Raw genomic sequence first — 21,673 nt, forward strand, 5'->3', positions numbered from 1 at the left:
TGATCGCGCACCTGCAACCCCGGCTGCGTAGCCGTTTCCGCGAGCCGAACCCCCTGCGGCGGTGTCATCGTCTCCCTCATGTCCCCTGGACCGCCCGGTCCGCCTCCACGAGGCTGGCGCGCATCGCCGTCTCGGCGGCGAGATTGGCGGCCTGATCGGCGGTGCACGAGTGCTTCGAGAGCGTGTCACCCGCCTCGGACCGGCTGGTGAAGGAGCACCTCGGGCTCAGCATCGGCCAGACTCTGAAGACCTGGACAGTCAGGGAGGGCCTGGTCTCGGTGACCGGGCTCGCCGACGTCCTCGTGATCGGTCTCGTCGTAGGAGGTATCTGATGCCCGCTCTGCCCACTGTGTCCGTCCGCGCCCCTGTGCCCGTCCGCGCCGTCGTCGTGATGGGTGTCTCCGGCAGCGGCAAGTCGACGGTTGCGGCGCTGCTCGCCGAGCGGCTGGGCTGGGAGTTCCTCGAGGGGGACGGTCTGCATCCGGCCGCGAATGTCGAGAAGATGCGCGCCGGCATCCCGCTCTCAGATGAGGACCGTGCGCCGTGGCTCGCCGAGATTGCGCGCGTCGTCGACGAGCGGATCCGCGCGGGCCGGCCGGTGGTCGTGACCTGTTCGGCCCTGCGGCGGCGCTATCGCGACGTGCTACGCCGGGACGACCTCGTCTTCGCGCACCTCGCCGGCTCGCGCGACCGCATCTCGGGACGCCTCGCTGCCCGCGTCGGCCACTTCATGCCGACGACGCTCCTCGACTCGCAGTTCGGCGCTCTCGAGCCCCTCGGGGAGGACGAGGCGCACGTCACGGTCGACGTCGGTCGATCGCCGGAGGAGGAGGTCGCCGAGATCCTCGACCGGCTCGGCCTCTCGCCGGCCGCAGGCTAGTCCAGCAGCGACTCCACGGGTGTCGCGGGCAGGTCGAAGGCTGCCGCAACCGTGGGAGCGACGAGCCGACCATCGTGCGTGCTCAGTCCGCGGGCGAGCGCGGGGTCAGCGGCGAGCGCCGCCTGCCAGCCGCGGTCGGCCAGTGCGATCGCATAGGGCAGGGTCGCGTTCGTTAGCGCCCGGGTCGAGGTCTCCGGGACCGCGCCCGGCATGTTGGCGACGCAGTAGTACACGCTGTCGTGCACCGCGAAGATCGGGTCGTCATGCGTGGTGGGGCGAGAGCCCTCGAAGCAGCCGCCCTGGTCAATCGCGATGTCGACCAGCACCGAGCCGGCCTTCATCGAAGCAACCATCTCGTCGGTCACGAGCTTGGGGGCTTTCGCGCCGGGGATCAGCACCGAGCCGATGACGAGGTCGGCGTCAGCGAGTTGCGCCGCAATCTCGTAGGCCGACGAGGCGCGCGTCTGGATCGCTCCCTGAAAGCGGTTCTCGAGCTGCGCGAGGCGGGGGAGCGAGAGGTCGACGATCGTGACATCCGCGCCCATCCCGAGGGCGTTCGCCGCAGCGTGCTCGCCGGCCACGCCGCCGCCGATCACGACGACCTTCGCCTTGGGAGTGCCGGGGACGCCGCCCAGGAGGGTGCCGCGTCCGCCGACCGCGCTCATCAGGTGGTACGCGCCCACCGTGATCGACAGGCGTCCGGCGACCTCGCTCATTGGCGAGAGGAGCGGGAGCCGACGGTCGGCCAGTTGCACTGTCTCGTAGGCGATGGCGGTGGTCCCGGCCGCGAGCAGTGCCTCCGTGCACGGCCGCGAGGCCGCGAGGTGCAGGTACGTGAACAGCATCTGCCCGCGCCGCATCCGCGGATACTCCGCCTCAACGGGCTCCTTGACCTTGAGCACCAGTTCCGCCTCGGCCCAGACCTCGTCCGCGCTGGTCACGATCCGCGCTCCGGCGGCGGCGAAGTCCTCGTCCGAGACGCGCGAGCCCAGGCCTGCTCCCGCCTGCACGAGCACCTCGTGTCCGCGGCGGACGAATTCGTGAACACCGGCCGGGGTCGCGGCGACCCGGTTCTCGTTGTTCTTGATCTCGGTGGGGATTCCGACGCGCACGAGGGCTCCTTCGCTGTGGCCCTGAGGCGGGCGGGGACGCCGATCCTGCGCCGACGCTGCCCCTATCGTGCGAAGATCGTGCCCAGAGCGGGACACATTCCGCAGGATCATTCAGCGAACTGTGGTTCTCCCGCAGGACGAGCGGCGAGGAAGAGGAGCCGGCGTATGCGGCCGAAGGATCTGCACGACCTCGATGACCTCGATCCCGTCGACCGGACGCTGGTGCGCCTGCTCAGGGCGGACGCGCGCACTCCCAACAGCCGCCTCGCCGAGCGCGCGGGCATCGCTCCGTCGACCTGCGTCGCCCGTGTGCGCGGGCTGCGTGAGCGGGGGATCATCACCGGCTTCACAGCAGAACTCGACCCGGCCGCACTCGGACTCACGCTGCAGGCGCTGATCAGTGTCAACATCCGCGTGGGGCAGCGCCAGGCGATCACGCGGTTCGCGGAGGAGATCCGGGCGCTTCCCGAGGTGGTGCAGTTGTTCTTTCTGGGCGGCTCCGAGGACTTCATCATCCACGTTGCCGTCCGCGACTCGAACGATGTGCGCGACTTCGTGGTCTCGAACCTGTCGGCGCACCCCGCTGTGGCCTCGACGCGCACGAGCCTGGTGTTCGACCACCACCGGATGGGCCCGTCGGTTCCAGAGTAGTCAGTGTGCCCCGGGGGTGAGATCGCCGCCGCCGCGCTGCATCAGGCCGGGGATCCGCTTCGCGAGGCCGGGGATGCTCTCCTCCGAGATCGCGATCTGGGTGTCGCGGAGCCGCTGGCGCAGCAGCGCCTCGACGTCTTCGTCCGGCCTCAGCTCGGCGTCGCCAGCGACCTGGAGCAGGACGCCGCGCAGTTTCTCGTCCAGAGGCGCGTCGTTGCTGCCGTGCTGGATGGGGTGGTCCTGGGATGCGTTCGTCATGCGCCCATGCTGGCACCGGCGGCCGGTGGGGGAGAGGACTTGCGCGGGATACGGGGACCTGCACGCCAGGATGAGGGCATGCCGTTCACCCGCGCCGAGCTCGCCTCGTTCCAAGGCCGCACCGTCGAGGATCTGCTCGGCGACGAGGTTCGCCTCCTCTTCGTCGGAATCAACCCCGGCCTGTGGACCGCTGCCACCGGCGCGCACTTCGCGCATCCCGGCAATCGCTTCTACCCGGCGCTCGTCGCCGCAGGCATCCTCGACCGGCCTCTCCGTGTGTCGGAGGGGATGAGCGACGCCGATCGAGAAGCTCTGCTCTCGAGAGGGATCGGCATCACGAACCTCGCCGCGCGGGCGACCGCGCGGGCCGACGAGCTGACCCGCGAGGAGCTGCGCGCGGGGGCCGAGCGCCTCGTCACCACCGTGGAGCGCGTGCGACCGGCCGCCGTCGCGCTCGTCGGGATCACCGCGTACCGCGCCGCCTTCGGCCGCCGCACAGCGAAGCAGGGCCGCCAAGCGGAGGATCTCGCGGGAGTGCCGCTCTGGGTGCTGCCGAACCCGAGCGGGCTGAACGCGCACGACACGGTTGCCTCGCTCGGCCGCGCCTACCGCGAGCCTGCGAGAGCCGCGGGAATCGTCGCTCCCGACCCCGAGGAATAGCCGTCGTCACTCGGCGGTTGCAGAAGTCCATGAGTATGCATGAAGTTACGTTCGGAGTCGACACCTTCGGCGACGTCACTGCCGGCCCGGATGGCGTGCCGCTGCCCCACGGCCAGGTGCTGCGCGATGTGGTCGAGGAGGGGGTCCTGGCGGACGCCGTCGGCATCGACTTCTTCGGCATCGGGGAGCACCACCGTGCCGACTTCGCGGTCAGCGCTCCCGACGTCGTGCTCGCAGCCATCGCCGCGCGCACCGAGCGCATCCACCTCGGCTCCGCCGTGACCGTTCTGTCCTCCGACGACCCGGTGCGCGTCTACCAGCGCTTCGCCACCCTCGACGGGATCTCCGGCGGGCGCGCCGAGGTCATCCTCGGCCGCGGCTCCTTCACCGAATCGTTCCCGCTGTTTGGCTACGACCTCTCGCAGTACGAACTCCTCTTCGAGGACAAGCTTGACCTCTTCCACGCTCTGGTGCAGGGCGGCCCGGTCACCTGGCAGGGCACCACCCGCCCCGCGCTGACCGAGCAGAGCGTCTACCCAGCGCTGGAAAACGGAAAGCTGCGCACGTGGATCGGCGTCGGCGGCAGCCCCGAGTCTGTCGTCCGTGCCGCGCGCTACGGCTTCCCGCTGGTGCTCGCGATCATCGGCGGCTCACCCGCTCGCTTCCGTCCCTACGTCGAGCTCTTCGGGCGAGCGCTCGACCAGCTCGAGCAGCCCCGGCTCCCCGTCGCCGTACACTCGCCCGGCTTCGTCGCCGACACCGACGAGGAGGCGCGTGAGCTCTACTACCCGCACCACAGGGCGATGATGGACGCGATCGGCCGAGAGCGCGGCTGGTCACCGATGACCCGGGAGCGCTTCGATGAGGAGTCGGGCCCCGAGGGCGCCATCCACCTCGGCTCGCCCGAGACAGTCGCCCGCAAGATCGCAGGGACGGTCTCGGCGCTCGGCATCGACCGGTTCGACCTGAAGTACAGCGCGGGCACCCTTCCCCACTCGGCAATCATGCGCACCATCGAGCTCTACGGCACGCAGGTCATCCCGCGCGTGCGGGAGATCCTCGCCGGGAGCTGATCGGGCGGCCCGGTGAGCGCTCCCGTCGGGTGCCCGGGCGGCGTCGATACACTCGAACACCCGGTGATCCCGCCGCCCGACCCTTCGGAAGCACATGCCAGACAGCCACGCCGCCCGCACCCCCTACGAGGTGCTGGGCGTCGCCGCCACCGCGTCCGACGACGAGCTCAAGCGGGCCTACCGCCGCCTGCTCCGCGAGACGCATCCCGACACGGGCGGTGACGCCGCCGCCTTCCACGCGGTGCAGGTCGCCTGGGAGCGCATCGGCAGCATGTCGGCGCGCGGCGACTACGACCGCGGCGCCCCGGCGCCCGGCGCCTCCTCTCCTCAGACGCCGTACACCGGCTCGCCGCGCCCGCACAGCGCGTCGGCCGTGCGAGCCCGCTCGTACGGCCATCCCGGAGGCGCGGCACGCGAGTATTACCTGCGCCTCGTCCGCGAGTGGCTGGGCCGCGGCGCCGCTGTCGATGATCCATTCGACCCAGCCATCGTCCGCTCCGCCCCTCGCGAGGTCCGTTCCTGGCTCGCGAAGGCGCAGGCCGAGGAGGCGACCGCCGCCCTGGTCGGCGCCCTCGGCATCGCCTACACGATCTGGAACGACGTCGCGGTGGGCGATGGCGGCCTCAAGATCGACCACCTCGTGCTCGGCCCCTCCGGTCTGCTCGCGATCACCTCGGCTGACTGGGGCGACCCGGTCCGCCTCCGCAAGGGCGAGCTGGAGGGGCCGAGCATCGCCGACGACGAGAAGCCGATCTCGTCGCTGGCCAAGGCCGCGCGGCGGCTCGGGCGCGATCTCGGCGTGCGCTTCTCCGCGAGCGTCGTCGTGGTCCCTGATGATGCGCTGGAGCAGCCGTTCGAACAGGTGGAGCGCGGCCGGCACCAGGGCGCCGTCGTCATCCGCCGCTCGCTGCTGCCGCAACTGCTGCGTTCCGGAACCGACGATCCCCGGCTGGGAGGCTACGGCGAGGCGTTCGAGGTCCGCACCCGGGTCCAGAACCGCATCCGCTTCGTCTGAGCCGGAGCTAGCCGCCGGTTGCCGCCGGGGCAAGGGGTTAGCGCACCTCCGCCCCGCCGCCCCAGCATGGAGTATGCCCGCGGGCATCCCACGACGAGCGGAACGAGGACGGACGATGGTGCGATTCGGCTACACCCTGATGACCGAGCAGAGCGGACCCAAGCAGCTGGTTGGCTACGCGGTCGACGCTGAAAGGCTCGGCTTCGAGTTCGCGGTCTCGAGCGACCACTACTCGCCCTGGCTGACCGAGCAGGGGCACGCCTCCTACGCGTGGACTCTCCTCGGCGCGGTCGCCCAGGCGACGTCGACCATCGACCTGACGACCTACGTCACTGCTCCCACCATCCGCTACCACCCCGCGGTCGTCGCGCAGAAGGCGGCGACCCTGGCGATCCTCTCGGACGACCGCTTCACCCTGGGCCTGGGCTCAGGGGAGAACCTGAACGAGCACGTCGTCGGCGAGGGGTGGCCCTCGGTCGCCGTCCGGCAGGACATGCTGGAGGAGGCGGTGCACCTCATCCGCGAGCTGCACACCGGCGAGTTGGTCACCTGGGAGGGCGACTACTTCCGTGTCGACTCAGCGCGGATCTGGGACCTCCCGGACAAGCCCGTCGAGATCGGTCTGGCCGTCTCCGGGACGAAGTCGATCGAGCGCTTTGCCCCGATCGCCGACCACTTCATCACCACCGAGCCCGACCCCGAGCTCATCTCGCAGTGGACTGCGGTTCGCGGAGCCGACGCCGCTCCGTCGCGCACCATCGGGCAGATCCCGGTCTGCTGGGCGCCCAGCAAGGAGCAGGGGGTGACGCTCGCCCACGAGCAGTTCCGCTGGTTCGCGGGCGGCTGGGCGGTCAACTCCGACCTGCCGACGCCCGCCGGTTTCGCGGGCGCGAGCCAGTTCGTGCGCCCGGAAGACGTCGCCGAGCAGATCGCCTGCGGACCGGACCTCGACGAGCTTGCCGAGAGCGTCGTGCCCTACATCGAGGCGGGCTTCACCGACATCGCGCTGGTTCAGGTCGGCGACGAGCTGCAACAGCGCTTCCTCGACGAGGCGGCAGAGGGGCTGCTCGAGCGCCTGCGCTCCCTCGCCCCCTGACTGAGGCGGGCGCTTCCCGATCAGAAGCCGCGGAGGCGCTCGATGTCGCGGCGGTCGCGCTTCGTCGGCCGTCCGGCGCCGCGGTCGCGCACGATCACAGCGGGAGCCGACTCCCGCGGCGGAGGCGGAGGCGTGCGGTCCTCCACGCACTCGGCGGCGACCGGGGCGCCGACCCGCTTGACCACCAGCCCGCGCACGACGAGTTCTCGGTCGAAGCCACCGATTCGGGCTCGCACCTCATCGCCGACACGCACCGTCTGCGCCGCCTTCGCCCGCTCCCCGTTCACGCGGATATGGCCGGCCCGCGCGGCGGTCGTGGCGGCGGAGCGGGTCTTGTACACGCGGACCGCCCACAGCCAGGCGTCCACTCGCACCGAACCGGTCACCGGGATCTGCATCCCGCCAGTCTACGAAACGGCCCGCTCCCTTCTCCACGGCCCACCATCCACCCCGCGGCCCGCCAGAGGCCGCCGACAGAAGGATCGACATGAACCGAGACGACAGCATCTACTCCGGGTCCGACGACGCACGAGGCGACGACGCCCTTCGTAGTGACGACAGCCGCATGGTCGCCGCGAACGACAGCTCCGGTGCCGGTGGCACGCGCGGCGACGTCGGGATGAGCACCACGAGCGGCGCGGACACCGGCGTCCCCACGCGGGGCGCACCGCCGCACAGCGGCTCGCCCTCGGAGCTGCGGCCGACAGCCTTCCCGCATGCGGGCCTCGAGTTCTCGCTTGTCCCGTCGGGTCACGAGGAGTGGCGCATCGAGCACCCTGCTGGTCGCGCTGTCGGTGTGCTCGCCGTGATCTCCCACGCGGGCGAGGAGGCGGAGGCTGTGTTCGTCACGCGCCGCGTCGGCTCCGAGGATGCCGTGGCCGAGGGCACGGACTGGCGCGGCATCGTGTCCGCCGTCATCAACGACGAGGCCGCCGATCAGCGCGACGCCGTGCAGCCCGACCCCACCGTCTCCCACGTGCGCGGCGGCCTCATCACCCGCGCCCCGTCCGCCCCCGACGCCCTCTCCTGACCCCACTGCCCCTCCGCGAGATGCCACTCGAGGCCACCGTCACCCGGCGTGTCGCGTACCCAAGTGGCATCGCGGAGGGGGTCAGCGGGCGCCGCTGCGGTGCGGGTGCGCGTCAGCGTCGAGGGAGGGGCGATCGAGGAGAACCGTCAGCAGGGCGCCGAGCAGCGAGCCGCTGCCGTTGGACACGAGGTCCTGCACGTCGGCGACCCGGGTCGGCAGCCAGAGCAGCTGCGCCGTCTCAAAGAAATTTAATTTTGCATAAGCCTTAGTGAGGAAGCGATGTTCTGGCCTAATAGCATAGGAAGCCTATTCAAGGCCCCGACGGGTCACTACTAAACCCCTGATCAGTGAACATTTCCAAGCTGGGAATCGCGTGGCCTGAATAAGCTCTACGGCAACCCTCGTGTAAAAAGCAGTTGCGGAAATATTGGCGTGGAGTAGGCTGCTCGCCCAAGCACACCAACATTTACAAGCATGAAAGAAGATGAAATGAACAACGCGGGAATTTTTGCCATCGAGTTCGATCTGGATAATATCGAGGTCATAGACGTGGCAAAGGGCCTGGATGACCGTGCACTTGGAGTTTCAGCTTCCGACACTTGGGCTTACACGTCCTCGTCTTCGTCTACGTGCAGCTCCACCTGCTAGAAGACGCATGGAGGCTTAGCAGAGCGCGGCAGGGTCAGTACGAAATCCTAGATCAACGCTTATTCCCAAGCCGTGGATCGTATGCTCGGCATAGATCTCATGATAGCGAAGTAAGGGTAATAAACCGGAGGCCGTCCGGCCCGGGCGAGGATCACGATCAGTGAGTGACACCGATGAATCATACGTCGCGTTAAATCTTGAGTTGCGGATTCCCAACTTTGATCCGCGCATCGGTGACGAGGTCATCACCCGCGTTGCTCAAGATGTCGGTGGTAGACCGTGGTGGTTTCTCCGATACTGGCAATCGGGGCCGCACATCCGCTTCAGGGCCTTGCGCGGCGAAGACGTGGAAATCATCATGCAGTCGGTAACGACCAGCTATATGGATTGTATGACCTCATCCTGGAAGGGTGTTACAGTACTGACAGATCGGGAATACCGGGACGCCACATTCAGCGCTGCACGACAGGGTGAAGGGCATGGTGAACTGGAGTCTCTGCCGCTCGCGCCCCTCGGAGTGCATGTGCGTCCGTTCGAAAGCGAAGAGACCCGGTATGGGGGAGTGCAGCGCTATCGCGCAGCCATTAGGGCATTTGCTGAGATAGTCAATCTAGATAAAACCACGGATGGCGACGAAAGAATACGACCGTCCGCTCCTCTGTCGAATAGCCCTGAGTTCGTTCCCGGATCGGTTGTGAAGATGATGGACCGGATAATTGGGAACTCTCGTCCAGACGGTTTCGAGCACGTGGACCCGCGTCTGGCTGGCCCGACGGTGACGGACGTGCTGAAAACCGGATTCGCGTCGATACACGGAACGTACCTCCGCTCGATAATTCACACCACATGCAACAGACTAGGGCTTGCAGTAGAGGCGGAGAGGTCGTTGCGCCGGACGGCCCTCGATCTAGTGGATAAACACCGTCGACCTTTACGCCGAGACGATATCAAATGACCCGGCCTCGATTCGGTGGAAAAGTAAACCTATAGTAATAGGCAGGAGCAGTACATGTCTGATAGATCGCGCGTGAGTACACCTAAATCGAAAATTGTGATGGGTGCTCTCAACGTCGCGGTCCCGGTTGCGCTATATTATTTGTCCCGCGCTCTCGGCGCGAGTCAGGTTGTGGCGCTGATGACGGGAGTCGCCTGGTCTCTTGTCTCCACGACGTACGTCTTCGCGATCACCCGGCGGATCAGTGCAAGTTCCGGCGTTGTCGGTTTTCTCCTCTTGCTCAGTGTGATCACCGCATTAGTCACAGGGGATGCCTCGTCGGTCCTCGTCGCCTCCGGCATCGTGCCCGCGGGCATCGGTGTGCTCATGATTGTCTCTGCCGTCGCAGGACGACCCGTAATTCAGGGCCTGATCGCCCCGGCCATCGACGCCGCTGCGAAGAATGAGCGAGTTTCTGCTACGTGGATGTGGAACAACGAACCGACTTACCGACGCGCCATGATCGTGTCCACGGCTCTGTGGGGGTTCTTGGTCCTCGCCGAGGCAGTGGCCGGTGTAGTCCTGGCTGTGACTTTGCCGGTCGACGAAGTGGTGGTCATCCGTCCGGTGGTCGGCATTCTAATCGTCGGGGTAGCTGGCGTCTGTCAGTACCTGCACATACGCCATCTGAAGAAGTCCGTACCCGAAGAACTACGTGAGGGTGGGAACGCCGAGTGAAGCAACCGCGGCTCGTGAATAATGTACGACGCAAGGCCATGAAATTCGGAGTCTCGTTCCTGCCGGACGTCGATCCTGGCCTACGGTCGCCGGTCCAGTACTTCCGCGACCTCATTCGACTCAGCGTTCAGGCAGAAACGCTCGGATACGACTACGTCAAAATGACAGAGCACTATCTCGGGGACTATGGTGGCCATTGCCCGTCACCGATGATGTTCCTCTCAGCCGTAGCGGTCGAGACTCAGGACATCAGACTCATGACGGGAGGCATACTCCCGGTCTTCCATCACCCGATTCAGATCGCATCGCACGCGGGCATGCTCGACGCCTTGAGCGACGGTCGCTTAGAGCTGGGATTCGCACGCGGCTTTCTTCCCTACGAATACGCAGCATTTCAGATCCCGATGAGCGAGAGTCGTGACCGTTTCTGGGTAACCGTTGACGCAGTTCGTCGGTTGCTGAGCTCCGAGGACGTTTCCATAAGCAATAAGTACTGGGAATTCGCGCACGTTACGACGCGCCCTAGACCGCGCGGTATCGAGGGAATTCGTTCTCTGGTGGCGGCGTCTACGTCGGAGGAGTCGTTTGTCCGCGCCGGAATGCAGGGCGTGGGCTTGATGATCAGTCCCGGTCTCACCGCGCCATTGCCGCATCTCGTCAACACATACAGGAAAAGCTTTTTCCCGTCTGGCCACGATGCCGCCCCGCGGGTTGTGGTGCGGCGGTTTTTGCCGAGGAGGGCGAGGTGGGGGTCGTCAGGAGCTTCATCGGCGCCGGCTGGCACGGCTATGGGCATTGCGTGAGCGCCACGCTGTCAGGTCGTGTCCTGCGACCCGTCGGGGAGTTCGATGACTTCGAGGTGGCCGAGCTGTTGAATTTGCCGCGCGCGACGCACGTCTTGCTCGCGGGATTTGGCGGCCTCGATCGTGAATTCGGTGCGGTTCACAGCTTGGTCTGACGGGATCACCTTGGTGGCGATCGGGTGCGCATGCGGCTCACCCGGCGTGTCGCGTACACAAAGTGCCATCTCGCGGAGGGGGTCAGCGGGCCGGAGGGGGGTCAGCGGGCGAGGAGGGCGGTGTTGATGCGGGTCGAGAGGTCTCGGTCGACAGGGCGATCTACTCCGTTGACTGCGCGGATGGGTGCTGCGTTGCGGGCGCTTGAGACAAGCCAGGCCGCGTTCGCTGCGTCGAGGTCTGGTGCGCGGAGGGGTCGTACGGCGGTTCGTAGACCCAGGCTGGGCGCCAACTCGAACAGGTCGCTCTGCGTGGTGCCTGGCAGCAGCCCGAGGCTTGGTGGAGGTGTTACCAGTTCCTCGTCCGTCAGTAGCACGAGGGTGGAGGTCGGTCCTTCGAGTAGGTAGCCGTCGCTTGAGACGAAGACCGCGTCGTCCGCTCCTCGCCGCGCTGCCTCCCGTGTTGCCGCGCGGTTGACTGCGTAGGAGAGCGTCTTCGCTCCCGCGAGCAGCCAGGGTGACGTCTGCTGCACGTCCGATCGCAGTCCGCGGTCCAGGAGCACCACCCGAACGCCGTCGCGTCGTGCGGGACCGAAGTCGGGGCTGGTCTGCACGAAGACCACGCCGGTCGGTCGTCCGTCGCCCTCTACACCGCGGGTCAGGATCGTCTTCACCATCGCCTCGGCGACAGGCGGATGTTGGGCGACAGCGGTCGCGATCGCGCTCAGCCAGGCCGCGCGGTCCGGGCGGGGAAGCTCTAGCATTCGCGCCGATCGCTCGAAGCGGTCGAGGTGCGCGTTCACCGCCTGGAGACGGCCGTTGACGAGGTTGATCGTCTCGAAGACGCCGTCGCCTCGGGTGAAGCCGAGATCGGTGACGTCGATGTCGCCGCTGCGGTGCGGGTGCGCGTCAGCGTCGAGGGAGGGGCGGTCGAGGAGGACGAGCGTGTCAGCGGGCATGGGCGGTGCGGTCCTTCCGGGGGCGGCGGGGGTAGCGGATGAGGAGAACCGTCAGCAGGGCGCCGAGCAGCGAGCCGCTGCCGTTGGACACGAGGTCCTGCACGTCAGCGACCCGGGTCGGCAGCCAGAGCAACTGCGCCGTCTCAATGACGGCCGAGACGCCCAGGCCGATGAGCGCGGCGAGCAGGCGGCGGCGCGGAGGCAGTTGCGCGGCGACCAGCGCCCCGAGCGGCACGAACAGCAGCACGTTCGCGGTGAACTCCGCCACGGTGAAGTCAAACCAGCGGGTCAGCGGAGTCGAGCCGAGGAAGGCGATGATCCCGCGGATCAGGTCACTCGGCTCCCCGGAGGGGTATGGCGCGGGCGTCAGCGTGATCGAGGCAATCACCGCGAGCCACGCCAACGTCGCGACGGGGAGCAGTCTCGAGCGGCGCATCGTCCGATTGTGTCAGTCCGTCGCCGTCAGCACGTCCGACGCCGCGGGTCCCGTGTGGGAGGCTGGAGGGCATGACGAGCGAGGACACCGGCGGCGCCTGCGTGCCCTCGCGCCCTCCGTTCGACTCCGCCCTCGGGGATGGGTGGGTCGAGATCGGCGACGGGCGCCGCTTCTGGGGTCGGTTCGGCGCCGCGGGCCTGCTGCTGCGTGATCCGGCCGACCGCGTCCTCCTCCAGCACCGCGTGAGCTGGAGCCACTTCGGCGACACCTGGGGCCTCCCCGGTGGAGCTCGGCATCCGGAAGAGTCAGCGTTCCAGGCCGCGCTCCGCGAGTCGGAGGAGGAGGCGGGCGTCCCCGCCGAGCTGATCGTCCCCGTCCTCTCCAGCGTGGTCACGATCGGACCCTGGAGCTACTCCACTGTCGTCGCCGACGCTCTCGAGCACTTCACCCCGCGCATTACCGACGCCGAGAGCACGGAACTGCGCTGGGTCGCTCCTGAGGACATCGACGCCCTCCCTTTGCATCCCGGATTCGCCGAAGCCTGGCCGGGCCTGCGCTCGCTGGCCGCGCCGTTGCCCGTGCTCGTGATCGACGCGGCGAATGTCGTCGGGTCGCGGCCCGACGGGTGGTGGCGCGATCGCGCTGGGGCCGCGCAGCGCCTCCTCCTTGCCCTCGCGCGGCTGGCGGCCACCGGGGTCCCGGGCGCGCTGCTCGGGATCGACGCCGAGACGGTCTGGCCGCGCGTCGTGGTCGTCCTCGAGGGCGCTGCCCGCGCCGCCGATTCGACCGCGGCCGTCGAGGCGGCACCCTCCGGACGCCTTCTCGTGGACTCCGCCGAGGGCTCCGGCGACGATGCGATCGTCGACCTCGTCGCAGGCTTCGATGCCGTCGTCGTCGTGACCGCCGACCGCGGACTCGTCACCCGCATCGAGGCGCTCGGGGCGACCGCGACGGGACCACGATCCGTCCTCGATCTGCTCGACGCGGCCCGGGAATAGGCCGTCGGGCACCCCGGTTGCATCCCCCATGACCACGACGCCGATGACCCTCGACTCCCATGACCAGACGATCGCCGACGGCATCGTTTTCATCGACTTCTGGGCCGACTGGTGCGGCCCGTGCAAGCAGTTCGCGCCCGTCTTCGAGGCGACGAGCGAGAAGAACGCTGACATCACCTTCGCCAAGGTCGATACGGAGGACCAGCAGCAGCTCGCCGCGAGCTACGGCATCTCGTCCATTCCGACGCTCGTCGTCTACCGCGACGGCATCCCCCTGATGGCCCAGCCGGGCGCCTTGCCGGCCCCCGCCCTCGACAACCTGATCGAGCAGGTCCGCGGCCTCGACATGGTCGAGGTGCGTCGTCAGTACGAGGAGGCGAAGGCAGCCCAGGAGGCGAGCGCCGCCTCGCAGGTCTGATCCCGCAACGGCGTCGTTCGAGATCAGCCCGTGTTCTGCAGGCCCGCCGCCACGCCGTTGACGGCCAGCAGGAGCAGGCGCTGGTTCTGCTCGGTGCCCGAACCGCCCGGGTCGGTCCGCAGGGCACGCAGGGCACGCAGCTGAAGGAGCGAGAGGGCGTTCACGTAGGGCGTGCGCAGCCGCACCGCCCGGCCGAGCACCCGATGCCCGGTGAGCAGACTCTCCTCTCCCGTGATCGAGAGCACCCAGCGGCGGGTCAACTCCATTTCGCCGAGCACGAGGCCGGCGAGATCGTCGCGGGAGTCGAGCGCGAGGTAGCGGCGAGCGATCCCCTCGTCGGTTTTCGCGAGCGACATTTCGACGTTGTCGATCATCGTCGTGAAGAGCGGCCAGGAGGCGTAGGCCGCCTGGAGCAACTCCAGGTCCCCGACCGCCTCAAGGGCGCTGCCCAGGCCGAACCACCCGGTCAGGTTGACGCGTGCCTGCGTCCACGCGAAGACCCACGGAATCGCCCGGAGGTCCTCCAGCGACTCGACCGAGAGACCGCGGCGGGCCGGGCGCGAGCCGAGTGCGAGCAGCCCCACCTCCTCCTGCGGGGTCACCCGGGCAAACCACGGGGCGAAGCCGTCGGCCTTGACCAGCTCGAAGAACCGGCGACGGGATTCGCGGTCCATCGTCGCGGCGACCTCGGCGAAGCGGTCAGCGGCTGCGGCATTGCGCTCGCCGACCGCGGGGGAGGAGGCGAGAAGCGTCGCTCCCGCGACCTGCTCGATGTGTCGGGTCGCGATGTCGGGGTTGCCGTAGCGGGCGAAGATGACCTCGCCCTGCTCCGTGAGCTTGAACCGGCCGTCGACCGAACCCGGCGGCTGCGCGAGGACCGCGCGGTTCGCTGGACCGCCACCGCGACCAAGCGCACCGCCGCGGCCGTGGAACAGTGTGAGCACGATCCCCTCGCTGGCGGCCCACTTCGCAATGCGCGCCTGGGCGTCGTAGAGCGCCAGCGTCGCCGACACCGGTCCAACATCTTTCGACGAGTCCGAGTAGCCGAGCATCACCTCGAGGCGGTTGCCGGTCTCGGCCAGACGCTCGCGGACCTGCGGGATGCGGATCATCTCGGCGAGGATGTCGGTCGACGCGTCCAAATCCGCGAACGTCTCGAACAGCGGGACTGCGTCGATGATCGGGGGAGTCCCGTCGGTCGCCGCCTCCGCGAGCTCGAAGACCGTGCGCAGGTCGTCGGCCGACTGAGTGAACGACACGATGTAGCGGCGAGCCGCCTCCGTGCCGAAGCGCTTTTGGACCGTGGCGATCGCGCGGAAGACCGCGAGCACCTCGAGGCTGCGCTCGTCGAGCTCGCCGCCCGCACGCACCGCCGCGATGGTCTCGCGGTGCACCTTCGAATGCTGGCGCACCTCGATCTCGGCGAGGTGGAAGCCGAAGGTCTCGAGCTGCCAGACGAAGTCTTGCAGGTCGCCGTAGGCGGCACGGACGTCGCCTGCAGCGACCAGCGACTCCTGCAGCGTGCGCAGCTCACCCAGCAGTTCGGCGGCGTCGGAGTAGGCGAGCGGCCCCTCGGAGCGCGTCGCGGCGAGGCGGTCTGCGGCGAACAAGAGCACTCGGCGGTGCGTCTCGTTCGGCGAGCGCTCCGCGATCACTGCGGCGAGCTCGGGGGCTCGCTCGGTGCACGATGCCCAGAGAGCGTCGACGGCGGCCGACGGGGGAGTCGTCGAGCCGTCGAGCGTCAGCGCGCGGCCGACGCGGCGGGCGACCCGCTCGAGTCCGATCAGCACGTGTTCGGAGGCAATGTCGACGGCTTGCAGGGTCGTCTCGGCGGTGACGAACGGATTGCCGTCGCGGTCGCCGCCGATCCAGGTGCCGAGGCGCACGAAGGCAGGAGCGACTGGCGAGCGCATGCCTGAGCCTTCGCCGAGTAGGGCGTCGTCGAGGCGGCGGTAGACGCGGGGCAGCACAGAGAACAGCGACTCGTCGAAGACGCTCATCGCGGTCCGCACCTCGTCCAGCGGACTCGGCTTCGACTCCCGCAGCGGCGCCGTGCGCCAGAGGGTGTCCACCTCGGCCAGGAGGCGGCGGCGGATCTCGACCAGCACGACCCCGCCCATCCGCGGGTCGTCGCGCTGCTCGAGCAGATCGCTGATGCGCCGGATGGTCGACGCGACCGCACGGCGGCGGGCTTCCGTCGGGTGCGCCGTGAGGACGGGTCGGAACTCCAGGCGCGAGAGGCGGTCGAACGCCTCCTCTTCGCCGAGTTCCCCGGTGAGACGGCGCATCGACGCGAGGATCGAGTCCTCCGGCGATTGGGCGCCCGCGTCGGCTTCGCGGCGGCGCAGCACGCGTACCCGGTGGAACTCCTCGGCCACGTTCACGAGGTGGAAGTAGCAGGTGAACGCCCGAGCCACCTCTTCGGCGCGCTCGAGCGAGAGCGAGGCGACGAACTCCTCCGCCTCTGCCATCGTGGCGGCGGCGCCGCTGTCGTAGGCGCTGATGGTGAGCGCGCGCAGGCGTTCGACGTCCTCGTAGAGCGCCGGCTCCCCCGATTCGCGCAAGACCTGGCCCAGCAGCTCGCCCAGCAGGTGGACGTCGCCACGGATCCGCTCATCCAGCGGGGGAGAGGTCGTCCCGTCGGCGGAGGAGAGGGACGAGGAGGCAGGTGCTGCGGTCGCGTCTGACGCGTCGGAGTACGGAGGCACGGGACAGACCTTAGCGGCGGGGCCGATCACGCGCGTGAATCCACCCTCATGATCGAACCTCTCTCACGATCGAAACTGGAATGATCAAGGGGTGACCGTGACACTCGCATCTCCCGCCTCCGCTGTTCAGACCGAGCAAGCGGCGCCCCACGTCGTCGTTCTCTTCGGCGCGGTCGGCGACCTGGCTCGGCGCAAACTCATTCCGGGGATGGCCCACCTCGCTCTGTCCTCGCTTGCTCCCGACTTGCAGATCGTCGGCACCTCACTGGAGGAGCACGACGATGATTCCTTCCGCGCCTTCGCAAAGCTCGCCTACGACGAGTTCGGCAGCCGCTCGCTCACGACCGCCCAGTGGGACGAGTTCGCCTCGAAGCTGCGCTACGTCCCTCAGTCGGCCGGTCCCGCCGCGCTGGCCGAGGCAGTCACCGCCGCCGAGGCGGCACTCGGACCCGACGTCAGCCGCCTGCACTACCTCAGCGTCCCGCCCAAGGCCGCGCTCTCGGTCGTGCGGATGCTCGCCGAGGCGGGTCTGGTCGAGCGCTCCCGCATCATCATGGAGAAGCCTTTCGGCGTCGATCTCGACAGTGCCGTGGTGCTCAACGCCGAGCTGCACGAGACCTTCAGCGAGGAGCAGATCTTTCGGATCGACCACTTCCTGGGCAAGGAGCCGGCGCAGAACATCCTCGCGTTCCGCTTTGCCAATGGGCTCTTCGAGCCGATCTGGAACCGCAACTTCATCGACCACGTTCAAATCGACATCCCGGAGAAGCTCACCCTCGACCGCCGCGCCGAGTTCTACGAGTCGACCGGCGCCTACAAGGACATGGTCGTCACCCACCTCTTCCAGGTTCTCGCCTTTATGGCGATGGAGCCGCCGACGGCCCTGGAGCCGCAGGCAATTAGCGAGGAGAAGAACAAGGTCTTCCGCTCGATGCGTCCGCTCAATCCCGAGAATGTCGTGCGCGGCCAGTACATCGGCTACCGCGACGAACCGGGCGTCGCCGCCGACTCCGAGACCGATACCTTCGTGGCGTTGAAGTGCGAGATCGACAACTGGCGCTGGGCGGGCGTGCCGTTCTACCTCCGCACCGGCAAGCGGATGGCCGAGGGGCAGCGCATCATCTCGATCGCCTTCCGCGAGCCGCCGAAAAGCATGTTCCCGCAGGGCTCCGGAGTCGGCGCCCACGGGCCGGACCACCTCACCTTCGATCTCGCCGACGCCTCGAAGGTCTCGCTGTCCTTCTACGGCAAGCGGCCCGGTCCCGGCATGCGGCTGGACAAGCTGAGCATGCAGTTCGCGCTGCAGGAGACCGACCGAGCCGGCGACGCGCTGGAAGCCTACGAGCGCCTCATTCTCGACGCGATGCGCGGCGACCACACGCTGTTCACCACGGCCGAGGGCATCGAGCGCCTCTGGGAAGTCTCGGCGCCCCTTCTGCAGGACCCGCCGCCCGTCCGCCTCTACGCCCCCGGCTCGTGGGGCCCGAATGCGATCCACCAGCTGATCGCCCCGCACGCCTGGCGGCTTCCGTTCGAACGCGTCTGGCGCGACAAGCGCTGACCGCGCCGCCGAACGCCCGGCCTAGGCTGGGGCGCATGATGCGCACGGGGGAGGACCGGATCTGGACGGTCCCCAACGTCCTGAGCATGGTGCGCCTGGCGCTCGTCCCGGTGTTTCTCGTGCTGGTCGTCTCCGGCCAGGATGCGCTCGCCCTGCTCACCCTCGTCGTCTCGAGCCTCACCGATTACCTCGACGGATGGATCGCGCGCCGCTTCGACCAGATGACGCGCCTCGGCCGGATCCTCGATCCCGCTGCCGACCGGCTCTACATCTTCGCGACCGTCCTGGGCCTCGCCACTCGCGATCTCGTGCCCTGGTGGCTCGTCGCTGTGCTGCTGGCTCGCGACCTGATGCTCGTGGTCCTCGCCGTGATCTTGGCGAACCACGGCTACGGGCCACTTCCGGTGCACCACCTGGGGAAATTCGCCACTTTCTGCCTCTTCTACGCCCTCCCGCTGATCATGCTCGGGCAGGCGTTCCCCGCTCTCGCACCCGCCTCGCTCCCTCTCGCCTGGGCGTTCGCGCTGTGGGGTGCGTTCCTCTATTGGTGGGCGGGGATCGTGTACGCCGTGCAGACGCGCGGACTCGTCCTGCAGGTGCGCACAAGGGATCAGGGGTCCGGCGAGGGTCACGATTCGGATACGCTGGGCCGGTAGGAGGTACCTCTTGGTCGAGCCAGTCGGTGGAGCATCATCCGCCCAGCACAAGTCCGTTCCCGACGAGCCGTCGACGGAGACGACGCTGACGTTCACCGACGACATCGGTGCCCAGCTCGCCGCTCTCGATAACCGCGCCTCCCGCGAGGAGGCCGAGGCCGTCGGCGCCCTCCCCTCCGGTTCGGCGCTGCTCGTTGTGCGCCGCGGCCCCAACACGGGTGCCCGCTTCCTTCTCGACACCGACTCGACCACGGTCGGCCGACACCCCGAGGCGGGCATCTTCCTTGATGACGTCACGGTCTCGCGTCGTCACGCCGAGTTCGTCCGCCGGGGCACCTCGTTCGAGGTGCACGATCTGGGCTCGCTCAACGGCACCTACTTCGACGGAATCCGGATCGAGTCCGCGCTCCTCACCGACGGCTCCGAGGTGCAGGTCGGCAAGTTCCGTCTCACCTTCTACGCGTCCCGCGCCGACCTCGTCGCCGCTCCGGACGCGTGAGCCGTGGGCCGCTCGTCCGCGCGCGCCCTCTCCACCGGCTCCGCCGCTCTTCTGAGCATCGGGCAGGTGCTGGCCAGGCTCACCCCCGAATTTCCTGACGTCACTCCCTCGAAGCTTCGCTTCCTGGAGGAGCAGGGTCTTGTCTCGCCCGCCCGCACCGAATCCGGCTACCGCAAGTTTTCCGCCTCCGACGTGGAACGGCTCCGGATGATACTCGCGCTCCAGCGCGATCACTACCTCCCGTTGAAGGTCATCCGCGGGTACCTCGACGACATCGACGCTGGTCGCGAGCCCACCCTGCCCGCCGGTGTCGGCGGTGGGGGAGCCGCCCTGCTCGGCCCGGCCACTCGGCTCAGCCGCGAGGGGCTCTCGAGCGAGTCCGGCGCGAGCGCCGCTCTCATCCAGGAGGCGATAGCCGCGGGCCTCGTCCGGGGCGGCGACGTTTTTGGCGACGAGGCGGTCACGACGCTGAAGGCTCTCGTCGAGCTCGGCCGCTCGGGCGTCGAGCCGCGGCACCTGCGGCCCTTGCGCGTCGCCGTCGAGCGCGAGATGTCGCTGATCGAGAGCGTCGTCGCCTCGAGTTCTCGGCGCGGTGAGGCCTCAGGAACAGCGGGCGCGGCCGAGAATGCGATGGGGCTCGCGGCCCAGCTGGGCACCATCCGTGGAGCGATGGTACGCAGTGCCCTGTCGCGGATCGGACGATCATGAGCCACGGCGAGTGGGGCGCTGACCGCGGACGACACGCCGCCGCCGGAAGGCCGATGTCGTTTACTCGGCCTGCCGCGGTGAGTACGGTAGGGAGCGCGTTCGGAGGATCCGGCGTCCGGATCCGAGAGGCACAGGGATGAGAGAAGTCAGCCGCGACGTCAGCGGCCAGCGCGACCTCCTCCTTTTCACCGACGGGCTCCCCGATCTCGACGCGGATGCGGGCTACCGTGGCGCCGTCGCCGCTCGCGCCGCAGGAATCACGTACCGCCAGCTCGATTACTGGGCGCGTACCGAACTTGTCGAGCCGACTGTCCGTGGGGCGTCCGGGTCCGGCACCCAACGCCTCTACGGCTTTCGGGACATCCTCGTGCTCAAGCTGGTCAAGCGCCTGCTCGACACCGGCATCTCGCTCCAGCAGATCCGCACCGCGGTCAACCAGCTCCGCGAGTCGGGTGTAGATGATCTCGCCCAGACCACGCTGATGAGCGATGGCGCAAGCGTCTACCTGTGCACGTCCAACGACGAGGTCATCGACCTCCTCAGTCGCGGGCAGGGCGTCTTCGGCATCGCCGTCGGCAAGGTCCTTCGCGAGGTCGAGTCCAGCCTCGTCGAACTCGACCACCAGTCTGTCGACCCGACAGACGAGTTGGCCCAGCGCCGCGCCTCCCGCCGCGTCGGCTAACGACGGCGATCCATACGGCGCGCCGCTCGGCGCCCCGGACCTACTTCGCGGCCGGAACCTGCTCGCCGATGCGGCCGGTGCGGATCACGCGGTCGAGCAGCAGATCGAAGTTGTGCGCCATCTCCTGAGCGCTCTCGCCGGGCCACACGTGGACCGGCTTCGCTGCGCCCTGAGCCTGCTGGAGCGACGTGCGCTCGGGAAGCTGCGGGCTCAGCACCAGGGGACCGAACATGTCGCGCAGCTCCTTGATCCGGAACTGGTGCTCGAGTGACTGCACGCGAGCGCGGTTCACGATGATGCCGAGAGGCTGGAGGCGCGGGCTGAGGCCGCGGCGAATCTCTTCGATCGCGCGCAGGGCGCGGTCGGCGGCGGCCACCGAGAAGAGGCCGGGTTCGGTGACGACGGCGACGCGATCGCTCGCTGCCCACGCCGTGCGGGTGAGCGCATTGAGAGACGGTGCGCAGTCGATCAGGACGAGGTCATAGTCGGCCTCGACGCTAGCGAGCGCTTCCTCGAGCTTCCAGATGTCGCGGATGCTGGGGTGGGGCCCGTCGAAGTTGATCGCGGACGGGCTGCCGATCAGCACGTCGATCGTGCCGTGGTGCTCTTTCGTCCAACCGGACGGGGCGATCGCCGAGCGGACGATCTTCTCCTTCGGCGACGTCAGGACATCCGCGATGTTCAGGTGCCCGGCGACGTTGATGTCCATCCCGGTCGACACGTCGGACTGGGGATCGAGGTCGACGACCAGCGTTCGCAGGCCCTTCGAGAACGCCGCGGATGCAAGGCCGAGGGTCACCGTGGTCTTGCCGACGCCGCCCTTAAGGGAGCTCACGCTGAGTACATGCATGGCTGACTACTTTACGGTCCCCCGGGCGGCAGAACCTAACCGTCCGCCGCACACGCCGCGCGTGCGTGTCGCGCAGGCGCCCCCATTAGCAGCCGCGGCAGCGCCGATCCAAGCCACCCCGCACCATCCCGGCCCGCCGGTACACTGA

The 21,673-nt window shown here is 68.4% G+C and carries 27 protein-coding genes; 19 read left to right on the forward strand and 8 right to left on the reverse strand.

Going from position 1 to position 21,673, the window contains the following annotated elements; genetic code table 11:
• Window positions 1-182 precede the first annotated feature (182 nt).
• Both HRF29_RS00255 and HRF29_RS00260 read left to right on the forward strand, forming a co-directional pair.
• Window positions 183-332: a GntT/GntP/DsdX family permease gene (locus tag HRF29_RS00255; protein ID WP_343043588.1), complete on the forward strand. Its 150-nt coding sequence runs from the start codon at window positions 183-185 to the stop codon at window positions 330-332.
• Entirely contained in the window at window positions 332-880 is a 549-nt protein-coding gene (locus HRF29_RS00260; RefSeq protein ID WP_173242987.1) for a gluconokinase, read from the forward strand. The genes HRF29_RS00255 and HRF29_RS00260 overlap by 1 nt, the downstream gene beginning before the upstream one ends.
• Here the strand turns inward: HRF29_RS00260 and ald are convergent.
• Window positions 877-1,992 (reverse strand): alanine dehydrogenase, encoded by a 1,116-nt coding sequence (gene ald, locus HRF29_RS00265; RefSeq protein WP_173242990.1) that lies wholly within the window; start codon window positions 1,990-1,992, stop codon window positions 877-879. The two genes, HRF29_RS00260 and ald, sit on opposite strands and share 4 nt — an antisense overlap.
• Before the next feature lie 165 nt (window positions 1,993-2,157).
• Here ald and HRF29_RS00270 point away from each other — a divergent pair, with 165 nt between their 5' ends.
• Complete coding sequence (locus tag HRF29_RS00270) at window positions 2,158-2,643, forward strand: Lrp/AsnC family transcriptional regulator (RefSeq protein WP_173242992.1); 486 nt, start codon at window positions 2,158-2,160, stop codon at window positions 2,641-2,643.
• Here HRF29_RS00270 and HRF29_RS00275 read toward each other — a convergent pair whose 3' ends face one another.
• Window positions 2,644-2,901, reverse strand: coding sequence for a hypothetical protein (locus HRF29_RS00275; protein WP_173242994.1), 258 nt, complete (start codon window positions 2,899-2,901; stop codon window positions 2,644-2,646).
• A gap of 78 nt (window positions 2,902-2,979) precedes the next feature.
• On the opposite strand from HRF29_RS00275, the gene HRF29_RS00280 reads away from it, so the two are divergent.
• The 4 genes from HRF29_RS00280 (at window position 2,980) to HRF29_RS00295 (ending at window position 6,745) form a co-directional block, all read left to right on the forward strand.
• Window positions 2,980-3,561 carry a mismatch-specific DNA-glycosylase gene (locus HRF29_RS00280; RefSeq protein ID WP_173242998.1) on the forward strand — a complete coding sequence of 194 codons (582 nt, stop codon included), beginning with the start codon at window positions 2,980-2,982 and terminating at the stop codon, window positions 3,559-3,561.
• Between the two features lie 35 nt (window positions 3,562-3,596).
• Window positions 3,597-4,634, forward strand: a complete 1,038-nt coding sequence (locus HRF29_RS00285) for an LLM class flavin-dependent oxidoreductase (RefSeq protein WP_173243001.1) — start codon at window positions 3,597-3,599, stop codon at window positions 4,632-4,634.
• A gap of 94 nt (window positions 4,635-4,728) precedes the next feature.
• The gene (locus HRF29_RS00290) at window positions 4,729-5,649 is read left to right on the forward strand and encodes a J domain-containing protein (protein ID WP_173243004.1); all 921 of its coding nucleotides are present in this window, start codon (window positions 4,729-4,731) and stop codon (window positions 5,647-5,649) included.
• A 115-nt stretch (window positions 5,650-5,764) separates the two neighbouring features.
• Window positions 5,765-6,745 carry a TIGR03557 family F420-dependent LLM class oxidoreductase gene (locus tag HRF29_RS00295; protein WP_173243007.1) on the forward strand — a complete coding sequence of 327 codons (981 nt, stop codon included), beginning with the start codon at window positions 5,765-5,767 and terminating at the stop codon, window positions 6,743-6,745.
• A 20-nt stretch (window positions 6,746-6,765) separates the two neighbouring features.
• Here the strand turns inward: HRF29_RS00295 and HRF29_RS00300 are convergent, their stop codons facing one another.
• Window positions 6,766-7,143: an RNA-binding S4 domain-containing protein gene (locus HRF29_RS00300; protein WP_173243010.1), complete on the reverse strand. Its 378-nt coding sequence runs from the start codon at window positions 7,141-7,143 to the stop codon at window positions 6,766-6,768.
• An 89-nt stretch (window positions 7,144-7,232) separates the two neighbouring features.
• Here HRF29_RS00300 and HRF29_RS00305 point away from each other — a divergent pair, with 89 nt between their 5' ends.
• The 5 genes from HRF29_RS00305 to HRF29_RS00325 all read left to right on the forward strand — a co-directional run bounded on the left by HRF29_RS00305 (window position 7,233) and on the right by HRF29_RS00325 (window position 10,898).
• Window positions 7,233-7,775: a hypothetical protein gene (locus HRF29_RS00305; RefSeq protein ID WP_173243013.1), complete on the forward strand. Its 543-nt coding sequence runs from the start codon at window positions 7,233-7,235 to the stop codon at window positions 7,773-7,775.
• Between the two features lie 489 nt (window positions 7,776-8,264).
• A complete protein-coding gene (locus tag HRF29_RS15425; RefSeq protein WP_425503100.1) occupies window positions 8,265-8,423 on the forward strand; it encodes a thiazolylpeptide-type bacteriocin in 159 nt (52 codons plus the stop codon).
• 160 nt (window positions 8,424-8,583) lie between these two features.
• Entirely contained in the window at window positions 8,584-9,378 is a 795-nt protein-coding gene (locus tag HRF29_RS00315) for a lantibiotic dehydratase C-terminal domain-containing protein (RefSeq protein ID WP_173243019.1), read from the forward strand.
• Window positions 9,379-9,432: 54 nt separating this feature from the next.
• Window positions 9,433-10,095 (forward strand): VC0807 family protein, encoded by a 663-nt coding sequence (locus HRF29_RS00320; RefSeq protein ID WP_173243021.1) that lies wholly within the window; start codon window positions 9,433-9,435, stop codon window positions 10,093-10,095.
• Between the two features lie 38 nt (window positions 10,096-10,133).
• Window positions 10,134-10,898, forward strand: a complete 765-nt coding sequence (locus HRF29_RS00325) for an LLM class flavin-dependent oxidoreductase (RefSeq protein ID WP_173243024.1) — start codon at window positions 10,134-10,136, stop codon at window positions 10,896-10,898.
• 11 nt (window positions 10,899-10,909) lie between these two features.
• Here the strand turns inward: HRF29_RS00325 and HRF29_RS15055 are convergent, their stop codons facing one another.
• The 3 genes from HRF29_RS15055 to HRF29_RS00335 all read right to left on the reverse strand — a co-directional run bounded on the left by HRF29_RS15055 (window position 10,910) and on the right by HRF29_RS00335 (window position 12,445).
• Window positions 10,910-11,041, reverse strand: coding sequence for a hypothetical protein (locus tag HRF29_RS15055; protein WP_281357238.1), 132 nt, complete (start codon window positions 11,039-11,041; stop codon window positions 10,910-10,912).
• Window positions 11,042-11,154: 113 nt separating this feature from the next.
• Window positions 11,155-12,009: an aminotransferase class IV gene (locus HRF29_RS00330; RefSeq protein ID WP_173243027.1), complete on the reverse strand. Its 855-nt coding sequence runs from the start codon at window positions 12,007-12,009 to the stop codon at window positions 11,155-11,157.
• Window positions 11,999-12,445 carry a VanZ family protein gene (locus HRF29_RS00335; RefSeq protein WP_173243030.1) on the reverse strand — a complete coding sequence of 149 codons (447 nt, stop codon included), beginning with the start codon at window positions 12,443-12,445 and terminating at the stop codon, window positions 11,999-12,001. Before HRF29_RS00335 ends, HRF29_RS00330 begins: the two co-directional genes overlap by 11 nt.
• Window positions 12,446-12,516: 71 nt before the next feature.
• On the opposite strand from HRF29_RS00335, the gene HRF29_RS00340 reads away from it, so the two are divergent.
• Entirely contained in the window at window positions 12,517-13,443 is a 927-nt protein-coding gene (locus HRF29_RS00340; RefSeq protein ID WP_173243033.1) for an NUDIX hydrolase, read from the forward strand.
• Between the two features lie 28 nt (window positions 13,444-13,471).
• Window positions 13,472-13,861 (forward strand): thioredoxin, encoded by a 390-nt coding sequence (trxA, locus tag HRF29_RS00345; RefSeq protein WP_173243036.1) that lies wholly within the window; start codon window positions 13,472-13,474, stop codon window positions 13,859-13,861.
• A 23-nt stretch (window positions 13,862-13,884) separates the two neighbouring features.
• Here the strand turns inward: trxA and HRF29_RS00350 are convergent, their stop codons facing one another.
• Window positions 13,885-16,569: a phosphoenolpyruvate carboxylase gene (locus HRF29_RS00350; RefSeq protein WP_425503074.1), complete on the reverse strand. Its 2,685-nt coding sequence runs from the start codon at window positions 16,567-16,569 to the stop codon at window positions 13,885-13,887.
• A 97-nt stretch (window positions 16,570-16,666) separates the two neighbouring features.
• Here HRF29_RS00350 and zwf point away from each other — a divergent pair, with 97 nt between their 5' ends.
• The 5 genes from zwf to HRF29_RS00375 all read left to right on the forward strand — a co-directional run bounded on the left by zwf (window position 16,667) and on the right by HRF29_RS00375 (window position 20,675).
• Window positions 16,667-18,130: a glucose-6-phosphate dehydrogenase gene (gene zwf, locus HRF29_RS00355; RefSeq protein WP_343043589.1), complete on the forward strand. Its 1,464-nt coding sequence runs from the start codon at window positions 16,667-16,669 to the stop codon at window positions 18,128-18,130.
• A 35-nt stretch (window positions 18,131-18,165) separates the two neighbouring features.
• Window positions 18,166-18,786, forward strand: coding sequence for a CDP-alcohol phosphatidyltransferase family protein (locus HRF29_RS00360; protein ID WP_173243042.1), 621 nt, complete (start codon window positions 18,166-18,168; stop codon window positions 18,784-18,786).
• Window positions 18,787-18,796: 10 nt separating this feature from the next.
• Window positions 18,797-19,285: an FHA domain-containing protein gene (locus tag HRF29_RS00365; protein WP_425503075.1), complete on the forward strand. Its 489-nt coding sequence runs from the start codon at window positions 18,797-18,799 to the stop codon at window positions 19,283-19,285.
• Between the two features lie 3 nt (window positions 19,286-19,288).
• The gene (gene ftsR, locus HRF29_RS00370) at window positions 19,289-19,993 is read left to right on the forward strand and encodes a transcriptional regulator FtsR (RefSeq protein ID WP_173243045.1); all 705 of its coding nucleotides are present in this window, start codon (window positions 19,289-19,291) and stop codon (window positions 19,991-19,993) included.
• A gap of 136 nt (window positions 19,994-20,129) precedes the next feature.
• Window positions 20,130-20,675, forward strand: a complete 546-nt coding sequence (locus tag HRF29_RS00375; RefSeq protein ID WP_173243047.1) for a MerR family transcriptional regulator — start codon at window positions 20,130-20,132, stop codon at window positions 20,673-20,675.
• A gap of 40 nt (window positions 20,676-20,715) precedes the next feature.
• On the opposite strand, the gene HRF29_RS00380 is transcribed toward HRF29_RS00375, so the two are convergent.
• Window positions 20,716-21,525: a ParA family protein gene (locus tag HRF29_RS00380; protein ID WP_097166986.1), complete on the reverse strand. Its 810-nt coding sequence runs from the start codon at window positions 21,523-21,525 to the stop codon at window positions 20,716-20,718.
• Window positions 21,526-21,673: the final 148 nt, after the last annotated feature.

This window comes from Rathayibacter agropyri (assembly GCF_013249015.1).
In the GTDB taxonomy this organism is placed as follows: domain Bacteria; phylum Actinomycetota; class Actinomycetes; order Actinomycetales; family Microbacteriaceae; genus Rathayibacter; species Rathayibacter agropyri.

Coding starts and splice junctions, on each gene's coding strand:
- HRF29_RS00260 (WP_173242987.1), top strand. CDS start 332: ATGCCCGCTCTGCCCACTGTGTCCGTCCGCGCCCCTGTGCCCGTCCGC.
- HRF29_RS00270 (WP_173242992.1), top strand. CDS start 2,158: ATGCGGCCGAAGGATCTGCACGACCTCGATGACCTCGATCCCGTCGAC.
- HRF29_RS00275 (WP_173242994.1), bottom strand. CDS start 2,901: ATGACGAACGCATCCCAGGACCACCCCATCCAGCACGGCAGCAACGAC.
- HRF29_RS00280 (WP_173242998.1), top strand. CDS start 2,980: ATGCCGTTCACCCGCGCCGAGCTCGCCTCGTTCCAAGGCCGCACCGTC.
- HRF29_RS00285 (WP_173243001.1), top strand. CDS start 3,597: ATGCATGAAGTTACGTTCGGAGTCGACACCTTCGGCGACGTCACTGCC.
- HRF29_RS00290 (WP_173243004.1), top strand. CDS start 4,729: ATGCCAGACAGCCACGCCGCCCGCACCCCCTACGAGGTGCTGGGCGTC.
- HRF29_RS00295 (WP_173243007.1), top strand. CDS start 5,765: ATGGTGCGATTCGGCTACACCCTGATGACCGAGCAGAGCGGACCCAAG.
- HRF29_RS00300 (WP_173243010.1), bottom strand. CDS start 7,143: ATGCAGATCCCGGTGACCGGTTCGGTGCGAGTGGACGCCTGGCTGTGG.
- HRF29_RS00305 (WP_173243013.1), top strand. CDS start 7,233: ATGAACCGAGACGACAGCATCTACTCCGGGTCCGACGACGCACGAGGC.
- HRF29_RS15425 (WP_425503100.1), top strand. CDS start 8,265: ATGAACAACGCGGGAATTTTTGCCATCGAGTTCGATCTGGATAATATC.
- HRF29_RS00320 (WP_173243021.1), top strand. CDS start 9,433: ATGTCTGATAGATCGCGCGTGAGTACACCTAAATCGAAAATTGTGATG.
- HRF29_RS00325 (WP_173243024.1), top strand. CDS start 10,134: ATGAAATTCGGAGTCTCGTTCCTGCCGGACGTCGATCCTGGCCTACGG.
- HRF29_RS00330 (WP_173243027.1), bottom strand. CDS start 12,009: ATGCCCGCTGACACGCTCGTCCTCCTCGACCGCCCCTCCCTCGACGCT.
- HRF29_RS00335 (WP_173243030.1), bottom strand. CDS start 12,445: ATGCGCCGCTCGAGACTGCTCCCCGTCGCGACGTTGGCGTGGCTCGCG.
- HRF29_RS00340 (WP_173243033.1), top strand. CDS start 12,517: ATGACGAGCGAGGACACCGGCGGCGCCTGCGTGCCCTCGCGCCCTCCG.
- trxA (WP_173243036.1), top strand. CDS start 13,472: ATGACCACGACGCCGATGACCCTCGACTCCCATGACCAGACGATCGCC.
- HRF29_RS00360 (WP_173243042.1), top strand. CDS start 18,166: ATGATGCGCACGGGGGAGGACCGGATCTGGACGGTCCCCAACGTCCTG.
- HRF29_RS00375 (WP_173243047.1), top strand. CDS start 20,130: ATGAGAGAAGTCAGCCGCGACGTCAGCGGCCAGCGCGACCTCCTCCTT.
- HRF29_RS00380 (WP_097166986.1), bottom strand. CDS start 21,525: ATGCATGTACTCAGCGTGAGCTCCCTTAAGGGCGGCGTCGGCAAGACC.